The 9,964-nt window shown below is 49.1% G+C and carries 13 protein-coding genes and 1 pseudogene; 11 read left to right on the forward strand and 3 right to left on the reverse strand.

Annotated elements, in window-relative coordinates:
- Window positions 1–460 precede the first annotated feature (460 nt).
- From ACKI5T_RS17700 to ACKI5T_RS17745, 10 genes and pseudogenes are all read left to right on the forward strand, one after another.
- Window positions 461–1,063, forward strand: a complete 603-nt coding sequence (locus ACKI5T_RS17700; protein WP_407439143.1) for a DUF1367 family protein — start codon at window positions 461–463, stop codon at window positions 1,061–1,063.
- A complete protein-coding gene (locus ACKI5T_RS17705; protein ID WP_407439145.1) occupies window positions 1,063–1,269 on the forward strand; it encodes a hypothetical protein in 207 nt (68 codons plus the stop codon). The genes ACKI5T_RS17700 and ACKI5T_RS17705 overlap by 1 nt, the downstream gene beginning before the upstream one ends.
- A 2-nt stretch (window positions 1,270–1,271) precedes the next feature.
- Window positions 1,272–1,634 carry a crossover junction endodeoxyribonuclease RusA gene (gene rusA, locus ACKI5T_RS17710; RefSeq protein WP_407439157.1) on the forward strand — a complete coding sequence of 121 codons (363 nt, stop codon included), beginning with the start codon at window positions 1,272–1,274 and terminating at the stop codon, window positions 1,632–1,634.
- Complete coding sequence (locus tag ACKI5T_RS17715) at window positions 1,631–2,446, forward strand: antitermination protein (RefSeq protein WP_407439147.1); 816 nt, start codon at window positions 1,631–1,633, stop codon at window positions 2,444–2,446. Before rusA ends, ACKI5T_RS17715 begins: the two co-directional genes overlap by 4 nt.
- Before the next feature lie 206 nt (window positions 2,447–2,652).
- Window positions 2,653–2,844 (forward strand): TrmB family transcriptional regulator, encoded by a 192-nt coding sequence (locus ACKI5T_RS17720; protein WP_407439149.1) that lies wholly within the window; start codon window positions 2,653–2,655, stop codon window positions 2,842–2,844.
- A gap of 148 nt (window positions 2,845–2,992) precedes the next feature.
- A pseudogene (locus ACKI5T_RS17725) lies at window positions 2,993–3,373 on the forward strand (DNA-methyltransferase); the annotation flags it as partial.
- Window positions 3,374–3,423: 50 nt separating this feature from the next.
- Window positions 3,424–4,692, forward strand: coding sequence for a Y-family DNA polymerase (locus ACKI5T_RS17730; protein ID WP_407439151.1), 1,269 nt, complete (start codon window positions 3,424–3,426; stop codon window positions 4,690–4,692).
- A 152-nt stretch (window positions 4,693–4,844) separates the two neighbouring features.
- Window positions 4,845–5,393: a GNAT family N-acetyltransferase gene (locus ACKI5T_RS17735; RefSeq protein ID WP_314120958.1), complete on the forward strand. Its 549-nt coding sequence runs from the start codon at window positions 4,845–4,847 to the stop codon at window positions 5,391–5,393.
- Between the two features lie 238 nt (window positions 5,394–5,631).
- The gene (locus ACKI5T_RS17740; RefSeq protein WP_010259836.1) at window positions 5,632–6,147 is read left to right on the forward strand and encodes an N-acetyltransferase; all 516 of its coding nucleotides are present in this window, start codon (window positions 5,632–5,634) and stop codon (window positions 6,145–6,147) included.
- A gap of 200 nt (window positions 6,148–6,347) precedes the next feature.
- Window positions 6,348–6,800, forward strand: a complete 453-nt coding sequence (locus ACKI5T_RS17745; RefSeq protein WP_103946465.1) for an acyltransferase — start codon at window positions 6,348–6,350, stop codon at window positions 6,798–6,800.
- A 170-nt stretch (window positions 6,801–6,970) separates the two neighbouring features.
- On the opposite strand, the gene ACKI5T_RS17750 is transcribed toward ACKI5T_RS17745, so the two are convergent.
- The 3 genes from ACKI5T_RS17750 to ACKI5T_RS17760 are packed head-to-tail and all read right to left on the reverse strand — an operon-like array spanning window position 6,971 to window position 8,688.
- Complete coding sequence (locus tag ACKI5T_RS17750; protein ID WP_407439152.1) at window positions 6,971–7,810, reverse strand: MBL fold metallo-hydrolase; 840 nt, start codon at window positions 7,808–7,810, stop codon at window positions 6,971–6,973.
- Window positions 7,811–7,823: 13 nt separating this feature from the next.
- A complete protein-coding gene (locus tag ACKI5T_RS17755; RefSeq protein WP_407439154.1) occupies window positions 7,824–8,150 on the reverse strand; it encodes a hypothetical protein in 327 nt (108 codons plus the stop codon).
- A gap of 4 nt (window positions 8,151–8,154) precedes the next feature.
- Window positions 8,155–8,688, reverse strand: a complete 534-nt coding sequence (locus ACKI5T_RS17760) for a sugar ABC transporter (RefSeq protein ID WP_202693361.1) — start codon at window positions 8,686–8,688, stop codon at window positions 8,155–8,157.
- A gap of 164 nt (window positions 8,689–8,852) precedes the next feature.
- Between ACKI5T_RS17760 and ACKI5T_RS17765 the strand changes: the two genes are divergently transcribed.
- Window positions 8,853–9,764, forward strand: a complete 912-nt coding sequence (locus tag ACKI5T_RS17765; protein WP_317179130.1) for a LysR substrate-binding domain-containing protein — start codon at window positions 8,853–8,855, stop codon at window positions 9,762–9,764.
- Window positions 9,765–9,964 lie beyond the last annotated feature (200 nt).

Below are 9,964 nucleotides of genomic sequence, written 5' to 3' on the forward strand. Positions count from 1 at the left end.
GAAGCAAAGAAGACGGTCGAGGGGATTCTTCAGGATACCTGGGAAAGTGCAGACGACTGATTCTATTAAGGTTGTACACAGGGTAGCGCGCATTTTCAAAATACCGTAATTTGCGAATCCCTTTGATGCTGCTGCCGACAATTTCTAATCGCGTCTATATGTCGCTCAGGGAGAAATAGTGTGTAGTGTAGATGCCTTTAATGCAGATGATCAATGGTATGACGTGGTCAGAAGGGCCGATAAAGCAGTTATCTATAGCTTCCCAGCAGAGGGAAGATATCTGGTGTATCGCGTAAATGGATTGGTTTCATTGCGTCCTCTTCTTGAGGATGAAGAAATCTATACCCTCAACGGGTTTATGCAATTTGCTATACACCTCGGCTATCGACTTATCCCACCGTCTGATATTATTCTTTCATAGGCCTGAACAACCTATGCCTGATGCGCCACGGAGAAGACCATGGCGCACGAATTACAACTCATCAAGCACCACACAGGCATTCTGATCCCGGCCACACCCGAGACCAGCGATATCCTGCAATCAAAAATCCGTCTCGGCGACGTTCTTGTTGCTGAGTTCAAACGGGTCCGCAACCCGGCATTTCACAGGCGCTTCTTCGCGCTGCTCAACATTGGTTTTGAATACTGGGAACCAACCGGTGGGGCGATCTCGTCCAACGAGCGCAGGTTGATCACCGGCTACGCCAAATTTCTCACGTCATACGCCGGGAATGAAACGACGTTGATCGATGCCGCTGAACAGTATCTTGGGCAAATCGCAAGCCGGCGTGTCACGAACGGCATTAGTTTGTGCAAATCGTTCGATGCGTACCGGTCCTGGGTGATCGTCGAAGCAGGGCACTTTGATGCCATCCAGCTTCCTGACGGTACGCTCCGAAAACACCCCCGCAGCATCTCATTCGCCAATATGGACGAACTCGAGTTGCAGCAGCTCTATAAAGCCGCGCTCGATGTTCTGTGGCGGTGGATTTTATCCAAGTCCTTCAACAGCCAAAGTGACGCAGAAAATGTCGCCGCGCAGCTGCTTGGCTTCGCGGGGTGATGGGGATGAGGAAAACCTGGTTCCACCACACCGAGTGCAGTACCGAACAGGCAGACGAGCTGGTGGCCACCTACCAACGGCGTGGCGTGAAAGTCCAGCGCAGCCTGAACCCAGATTATGTCACCTGGACCGTCAGTGCTTACCTGCCAACATCAAACTCACTAGCACGACCTGATAACCGCTGGCGTAACCGGATGTGGGGGTGAGAGTGAATACATATCAGATAACTTTACCCTGGCCGCCGAGCAACAACCGGTATTACCGGCACAACCGCGGGCGGACGCACATTAGCGCTGATGGCGTCGCGTACCGCTATGCGGTCGCGAGTCTTATACGTAATGGCCAACTGAATATCCGCACGGCCGCACCACTGAAAATCCGCATTGAATGTCACATGCCCGACCGCCGGCGCCGCGATCTGGATAATCTCCAGAAAGCCGCATTCGACGCTTTGACCAAAGCTGGTTTCTGGCTTGATGACTGCCAGGTTGTGGATTATCGCGTTGTGAAAATGCCGATCGTTAAAGGCGGAAAGTTAGAACTAACCATTACCGAATTGGGGAACGCATGAATCTTGAAAATACACTCAAATATCACTTCGCCAAATCGACGATGATTAGCGACTCTCCTAGGGCTACTGCATCAGATTCATTATCCGGAACGGATATCATGGCTGCCATGGGCATGACGCAGGAACGTGCCGCGATGGGCTACAGTGCTTTTCTTGGGAAGATGGGCATCAGTAGTAACGACAGGGAGAGGGCGATAGAGCTGCTGGTGGAATACGCGCTGACCAAATGCGACAAGATTGCCGCTTTAAGGAAACTGGATGCCGAAATTAAGCCGCTGGTTATTCACCAACTGGCTACTTTTGCCTTCGAGGATTACTCGCGGAGCGCCGCCAGCGTAAAACAATGTGACTGCTGCTCAGGCAAGGGTTTTATCGAGGCCGATGTATTCACTATGAAATCGCACTATACGATGAAGCTCCCACAGTTCGCTAAAGACCTCAAACAATCTCCGAGCGATTTCGAGGTAAAACGCCAGATTCGCGAGACAGTCAAAGTGCTTTGCACAAGTTGTAAGGGGAAGCGGGTCGTGAGTTGCGCATGTAATGACTGCCTGGGGCGCGGCAAAGCAGTTAACAAAAAGCTCACCGAACAACAGGGTTTACCGGTCCTGACTGATTGCAAGCGTTGTAGTGGAAGAGGATACGAGCGTATTCCTTCAACTGAGGCGCATGCGGCTGTTTGCCAGATTACTGATGCTATCACGCTTGATACCTGGAAAAAGTCAGTGAAGCCATTCTACGACCAGTTGATTACGAAATTCGATATCGAAGAGGCATGGGCAGAGGCACAGCTAAAACAGATAACAAAGTAGGGTGTAAATAAATAGTTCTCTATTTTATCGTGAGCTATTTACTTTTCCCGAAACTGTGATAATTTTGCTCTAACGATGGATAAGTGCATTCGTTATAAGCCCTGCGGTTAACACCGTGGGGTTTTTTATGTCTTCGTAAAGAGTTCTTGCTGGCTCTGGCAACCAGAGTTATTTGTATGTCACGTTACTGACTAAGGTGAAAAGACATGCAAAATCAGAAGGATATGACCGAAGAAGCAAAGGCAGTTTATAACGAGTTAAGCACCACACCAGCGACCGCTGGTGAGATTGCGGACAAAATACATCTGAGCCCAGCACGCTGCCAGTTCATACTGACGCAAATGGTGTTGGCAGGGTTATCCCACTACCAGTTCGGATGTTACAGGCGCCTCCAGTGATGGGGGCTTTTTTTGTGGGAATGGGCGGCTGGCGGGTGTTGTAGCACCCGGCCAGCCATTTGCTCATGTAGAAGGTCACAAGCGAACCAAGGCCCACCGCTTTAGCGCTAAAGCAGAGTGAGCCTACCAGAGACCCGCTTACTGATCTATGAAAAATACTGTAAAAATAAACAGTGCTGAATTAATCAACGCTGATTGCCTTCACTATGTTGCTTCACTCCCCGATAACTCCGTCGATCTGATTGTTACCGACCCGCCTTACTTTAAAGTTAAACCGAACGGTTGGGACAATCAGTGGAACGGTGACGCTGATTATCTGCGCTGGCTGGATATGTGCCTGGCGCAGTTCTGGCGAGTACTCAAGCCTGCCGGAAGCATTTACCTGTTTTCTGGCCATAGGCTCGCAGCCGATATCGAAATTATGATGCGCGAGCGGTTCAAAGTGCTTAACCACATCATATGGGCGAAACCATCAGGCAGATGGAATGGGTGCAATAAAGAAAGTCTGCGTGCCTATTTTCCGGCTACCCTCGATGTGTTTGGCGTCGTGACCTTCATTGTTAAGTCTGCAGGCTGAATATGTTTGCGCTCTGCGATGTGAATTCATTTTACGCATCATGCGAGACGGTATTCAGACCTGACCTGAGGGGGCGACCAGTGGTCGTTCTCTCGAATAATGATGGCTGTGTAATTGCAAGATCGGCCGAGGCCAAGACTGCAGGAATTACCATGGGTGATCCCTTCTTCAAGCAAAAGGAATTGTTCCGACGCGCTGGCGTTGTTTGCTTCAGCAGTAACTACGAGCTCTACGCTGACATGTCCAACAGGGTGATGACAACGCTGGAAGAAATGAGCCCCCGCGTCGAAATTTACAGTATTGACGAAGCCTTTTGTGACCTGACCGGTGTACGGAACTGTCGGGACCTGACTGATTTTGGCAAAGAAATTCGCGCGACGGTTCTCAAGCGGACGCATCTTACCGTCGGCGTTGGCATTGCACAGACTAAAACCCTGGCAAAACTTGCAAATCACGCCGCGAAGAAATGGCAGCGGCAGACGGGCGGGGTCGTTGACCTGTCTAACATCGATCGCCAGCGCCGTCTGCTTGCGCTAGTACCTGTCGAGGATGTCTGGGGCGTGGGTCGGCGCATCAGCAAGAAACTCAATGCCATGGGCATAAAAACTGCGCTGGACCTCTCAGAACAGAGCCCCTGGATTATCCGTAAACACTTTAATGTTGTGCTCGAGCGAACGGTACGCGAGCTGCGCGGCGAACCCTGTCTTGATTTGGAAGAGTTTGCACCAGCAAAGCAGGAAATTGTCTGCAGCCGTTCCTTTGGCGAACGGGTTACAGAATACGAACAGATGCGCCAGGCGATATGCTCTTATGCTGCGCGTGGCGCCGAGAAACTTCGAGGCGAGCATCAGTATTGTCGTTTTATTTCCGCGTTCGTTAAGACATCTCCCTTTGCGCTCAATGAACCGTATTACGGTAACAGCTCCTCAGTAAAGCTGCTGACGCCCACGCAGGACAGCCGGGACATTATCAACGGGGCCACCAAATGTCTGGACGCCATCTGGAAGGACGGGCATAGGTATCAAAAAGCAGGCATCATGCTGGGTGACTTCTTCAGCCAGGGCGTGGCCCAGCTCAACTTATTCGACGAAAACGCTCCGCGAGTCGGTAGTGATAAGCTGATGGAAGTGCTTGATCACCTGAACGAGAAAGAAGGAAAGGGAACGCTTTACTTTGCCGGGCAGGGCATACAGCAGCAGTGGCAGATGAAGCGTGAAATGTTATCTCCACGCTACACCACAAGGTTTTCAGACCTTCTTAGGATTCGATGATTTTTTGATTCCTGGGTCCGCTTAGTGCCAGGAGCGGACATTGAAGCCGTAATATCATCTTTGCATGATGTAACAGATGACTGTATGCGTATATTTTTTGTAAGGTAAACAAAACCTGACTAGGAATTTATTAACCTGCAAGGATATTGCCCATGCGAATCCCCACGCTTACAACAGATCGGTTGCTATTGAAACCGTTAGTCGCCGAAGATGCTCAGCAGATCCAGAAACTTTATCCCCGCTGGGAAATAGTCCGTTATATGGTGGCATCGGTCCCCTGGCCTTATCCAGAGAATGGTGCAGAGAATTACGTCAATAACGTTGCTCTGCCTGACATAGCGAAAGGAATTGCATGGTTCTGGACGATCAGAAATCGTGAGATACCAGACAAAGTCATGGGCTTGATCTGCCTTTACGATGAAGAAGATAACAACCGCGGATTCTGGCTCGCACCGGAATATCAGGGTCAAGGCTTTATGCGTGAGGCTAGTATTGCGGCTACAGATTACTGGTTCAATGTGTTGAATAAGCCGGTATTGCGCGCACCTAAAGCAGCCGTTAACAGCCGCTCTCAGCGTATTTCAGTCAGTAGCGGAATGCGGCTTATAAAAACTGTTAAGAAGCAGTATGTCAGCGGTCTTCTGGATTCTGAGCTTTGGGAAATCACCCGCGCAGAGTGGAATGCTCGAAGAGTGCAATGATACTAGTAATACAACGTCCGCTCCTCGCTCATAGCGTACATATCTGAATTCCTTAATTGTGAGTGTTAACATCTGAAAAGCGCAGGATTGACCAAGTTGTACGCTATAAGACACGATTGAAACGACGCTTCTGGTGTGTCGGCAGATTTAATCCAAGAATCGGGCTGAATTGTTAATGGCTGCAATGATACTAAATCCTACCTCAGCTGTAGCGTTTTGTTAGCTAAAAGGAGTAAACATGGAAGTAAGGGTAGAACTGTGTCCGCCAGATGAATGGGAATCCATGGTGAAAATTTTTACCGAAATGGAAGAACACTATTATGGTAAGGGCATCATTCAGGAACCACTGTTGAAGAATTACCTCCGCAATCGACTGTTCAGTCAGCTCTCCGGTACTCTGGTGCTCAGGGCTCGCTACGACGCTCATATCGTTGGGCTGGCGTGTTGCAGTATTCTCTACCCTTCTCCCCGGTACAGTGGCCAGCTGCATATCAAAGAGCTTTATGTCTCCCAGAGTGAGAGAGGTAAAGGCATAGGGGAATCCATAATGCGTTTTATGGCGAAACTCGCTCTTGAACATGAGTGTCGTAGCCTCAGCTGGAATGCCGAGAAATCAAACGCCGGAGCAAACCGTTTTTATCAGTCTTTAGGGGGCACAATAAATGACGGTATTGTGAATTATTATCTTCATGGTGAACTCCTGCGTAAACTAGCTTCCGACAGTTCGGCAGAGCCTAGCGGCTGTACTGGTTAAGCTATCGCACTGATTTGGCTTGCCAGGGAGGCAGAGGAAATCTGCAGAATGTTGATGCCGTGTCCGCTCTGTGCCAGGAGCGGACATTACAATCATCACAGTGAACGAATCATTGGGGGCTGGTTAGTTTAGCTACTTAGTAAAGATAAACTTTTTAAGCTATTCTGAGCCGAATTATCTCGTGTAAGGACTCAGTTGATATGAAGATTATTGAAAGCGGGATTCGTGACGTTGAACAAGGTAAAAATGTAAAAGTTGTCATGCCTGTAAACCTCTATGAATGTGACCTAGGCGATGATGTTTTTGTAGGGCCATTTGTTGAGATACAAAAGGGATGTGTCATAGGCGACAGAACTAAAGTGCAGTCACACACTTTCATCTGTGAGAACGTTACCTTAGGCAAAGACTGCTTTATAGGCCATGGTGTAACCTTTGCTAACGATCTTTTCAAGTGTGGAAGTCCTGATGCTTCTGCAGAAACTTGGATACATATTGTATTAGGCAACGCAGTAATAGTGGGTAGCGGAGCAACAATTTTAACAACGGAAATTTGCAGTGGTGCGGTGATTGGTGCAGGTAGCGTTGTTACAAAGCCAGTGCTGGTAAAGGGTGTGTATGCTGGTAATCCGGCCCAGCTTTTGAGAACGCTTTAAGCATCACCTCTGCAAATTCTTAGCCCAAACTCATATTCTCCTTAGGCTGTTAACGCCCGCTTCTCGCTCTTAGCCAAGTGAGATCAATCTATCGGCAGGTTAGTGCCAGAAACGGACACTGATGACCTTGAACGGTGCTAATCAACAACAACCCAGTCAGGTCTACCCATTCATTTCTCAGAGTAGGAAATGCGGTATCCACTGCCCTCCCTGAAAACGCTGGCAAACCCAGCCTGGCTTAAATGCATGCCGGCAATGATCAGTTTTTCGCTGACAGCTTTTTCCATAATTTTCTTTCTTGTTTCCTCGGCCTGAGCGGGATCGGTGTCGAATAAAATAGAAACCGCCGGCTGCGCTGACTGAATATGAGGATAATGGACAATGTCTCCCCATATTAATAAGCATTTATCATCCGCATTGATGCGAAAACCGGTATGCCCAGGCGTATGGCCCGGTAGCCATACCGGCAGAATGCCTTCTGCTATTTTGTCGCCGTTAAAAAAACGTACCTTCCGGGCATAAGCGTCTAAGGTTTGGCGGACCAGCCAAAAATTAAGTTGCCCGCGCTCATTCTCTATGTTGAGTTTTTCATCATCCTGCCAGTGTTGCGCCTCGAGAGGATGAAGAAGAATTTCAGCGTGTTTAAAAACCGGCTGTTTCTCAGAATCCAGCAGGCCTCCAATATGATCCGGATGACAATGCGTCAATAAAACGGTATCGACGTCGTCAGGGCTGACACCCGCTGCGGCAAGGTTTGCGTTGAGTTGTCCCGCCATGTTGTTCAGCGGGCCTGTGCCAGCGTCAACCAAAATGATCCGACCCAAACCGCGGATAAGGTAACAGTTTATATGGATATCGCCGGGCTCACTGATCCCGGCACGGCATTGAAGAATGTCTGCATCAGCTTTTTCAATGCCTGATAGCAAATCCAGACTGGCTGACATATTGCCGTCACTCAGCGCAGTTATCTGAAAATCGCCAATCTGACGGAACGGAAGGGGATGGCTCATCACTACCTCGAGGTCAGTTGCGGGCGAATAGGTGTTCTGCTGGGGAGCCAAAACAGCGAATACGGGTCATCAGACCCGAGGCCTGTTGAGTGGCAAAATCCAGTTCACGCATAAAGTTCTTCATCACTTCAGGGGTTCGCAATGTTGACAGACGATAAAAGAGCTCGGCATAGACCGGTTGCCCACATCCCGGCTTTACATCGACAAAGATGATATGAACGTTTTTGGGTTCTGCACCGAGGATGTCACAGCAGAGAACGCTGCATTTATGGGTAAAATCACCAAGGTTTTTAAACTTGTCAGAGTGATTTTCAGAAATATAAAAAGTCAGGTTAGGCATGATGTTATGGTTTCCCTTTTTCAGCACTCTGCAACTGCGGCGTCAGTGGCTCGTAGAGATACACACCAGGCATATCTGTAAACAGCGAGGCCATCTCAACAGGCAAGACATATGCAACGCGATAGCCAGGGGATTTATCCAGCCCCACAGCATGCATATCCAGCCCCCGATATCCCCGTTCTGTCTCTAAAAAGACTATTGGCTTTGCGCTCAATAGTAGAATTTCATCGGAAGAGATGGCTGGAGCAAGGCCTTCACCTTCATAAAGGTTACGATGCCAGTCAGTAATGCAGACCTGCCAACGAGAGAAATTACCGCCTCCTTTTAAACGGTAATCCTCACTGCTGAGAATATCCGCATCATTAATCGTATGAATGGCAAGATAAACAGGGCAGCCGGATTTGACGGCGCGAAAGCGTTGAGAGGTAGTGAAGCCAGCAACAGATATCAATGCGGGTAGTTTTTGCTGGCTGTAAAAGGCATTCCATTCAGCCTCGCTTTCAGGAGCGTTATACGAGCATTCCACGGTATAGAACATCAGCCCATCTCTACATGAGTTATAAACGCAAGCAAATACATTGCTCAGTGATTTTTCATCATGCTACAGGCTGGTTATGCCACTTAAAAACGATAATATGTCACGGGTTAGTGATATTAAGTCAATGAAAGCACGTTGTAAGCACTGAGCAAGGAGCGGGTTTTATGCGCAGAAAAATACCCAGTAGTGCGTCCCTGCAGGCTTTTGATGCCGCCGCAAGGCACGGTAATTTTGCCCGGGCCGCAGAGGAGTTATCGTTAACGGAAGGGGCGATTAGTCGTCAGATTGCGCGTCTTGAAGCGTTGCTGAACTGTAAACTGTTTGACCGTATGGGAAGCAGGGTAAAGCTTAACCCTGTCGGCGCGCGCTATGCACATCACGTGCGTGAAACGCTCGATCGGCTCGAAAGAGATACGCAGTACATAATGGGAATGCCAGAGGGCAGTAAGAGTCTGGATATCGCCGTCCTACCGACCTTTTCCAGCCGTTGGCTTATTCCCCGCCTGAGCGGTTTTAACTCTTTGTTCCCGGACATAACGTTAAATATTGCGGCGAGAACGGATCCGTTCATTTTGCCAGGAAGTGGCTTTGACGCAGTCATTCATTTTGAACATTCCGCATGGGCAGGCATGCGTATGCAATTTCTGTTTCAGGAAAATCTGCTGCCTGTCTGCAATCCCGCACTGTTAACAAATAATGACGTCAATCGACAGCTAAACGAACTTCCGCGCATTCATCGTCGACAGAATCCTGATGCATGGCATCACTATGCCCGGGAAAGTGGAATACGCCTCGATAATCCGGCTCAGGGTGTGCGGTACGATCTTCATGAAATGGCCATCGCTGCCGCCATCGCGGGACACGGCGTAGCATTGGTTCCGCGTATGTATGTCGAGAATGAATTGAGTTGCGGCATGCTAGTTTCGCCCTGGCCAGCCTCAGACTGCCTGAGCAAAAAGTTCTGTTTAGTAAAACCGACGGAAACGGGAATCAATGAGGCTGCGCTGGAAAGCTTTGAACGCTGGTTGCTTGCTGATGAAATGAATACGCTTACCAGCCTTAATGTCGAACGATGACGTTAGGTCCACTCATCGCTCACTGCGGACCTTTAACTCGATAGCTTGTCCGCTCCGTGCCAGAAGCGGAAGTTGCTAAATCAGTCTATGTTAATAAACGGGGAACTAGTCAGAACGGCGAAATGATAACCCAAATCACCATTGCGACAGGAAGGATCATTCTGGCGCGCCTGGCGTTAACGCTCAAACATGGCCAGCAG

Origin of the sequence: Lelliottia sp. (genome assembly GCF_045627565.1) — a bacterium.
In the GTDB taxonomy this organism is placed as follows: Bacteria; Pseudomonadota; Gammaproteobacteria; order Enterobacterales; family Enterobacteriaceae; genus Enterobacter.

Coding starts and splice junctions, on each gene's coding strand:
- ACKI5T_RS17720 (WP_407439149.1), top strand. CDS start 2,653: ATGCAAAATCAGAAGGATATGACCGAAGAAGCAAAGGCAGTTTATAAC.
- ACKI5T_RS17765 (WP_317179130.1), top strand. CDS start 8,853: ATGCGCAGAAAAATACCCAGTAGTGCGTCCCTGCAGGCTTTTGATGCC.
- ACKI5T_RS17700 (WP_407439143.1), top strand. CDS start 461: ATGGCGCACGAATTACAACTCATCAAGCACCACACAGGCATTCTGATC.
- ACKI5T_RS17730 (WP_407439151.1), top strand. CDS start 3,424: ATGTTTGCGCTCTGCGATGTGAATTCATTTTACGCATCATGCGAGACG.
- ACKI5T_RS17750 (WP_407439152.1), bottom strand. CDS start 7,810: ATGAGCCATCCCCTTCCGTTCCGTCAGATTGGCGATTTTCAGATAACT.
- ACKI5T_RS17735 (WP_314120958.1), top strand. CDS start 4,845: ATGCGAATCCCCACGCTTACAACAGATCGGTTGCTATTGAAACCGTTA.
- ACKI5T_RS17745 (WP_103946465.1), top strand. CDS start 6,348: ATGAAGATTATTGAAAGCGGGATTCGTGACGTTGAACAAGGTAAAAAT.
- ACKI5T_RS17715 (WP_407439147.1), top strand. CDS start 1,631: ATGAATCTTGAAAATACACTCAAATATCACTTCGCCAAATCGACGATG.
- ACKI5T_RS17755 (WP_407439154.1), bottom strand. CDS start 8,150: ATGCCTAACCTGACTTTTTATATTTCTGAAAATCACTCTGACAAGTTT.
- ACKI5T_RS17760 (WP_202693361.1), bottom strand. CDS start 8,688: ATGTTCTATACCGTGGAATGCTCGTATAACGCTCCTGAAAGCGAGGCT.
- ACKI5T_RS17740 (WP_010259836.1), top strand. CDS start 5,632: ATGGAAGTAAGGGTAGAACTGTGTCCGCCAGATGAATGGGAATCCATG.
- ACKI5T_RS17705 (WP_407439145.1), top strand. CDS start 1,063: ATGGGGATGAGGAAAACCTGGTTCCACCACACCGAGTGCAGTACCGAA.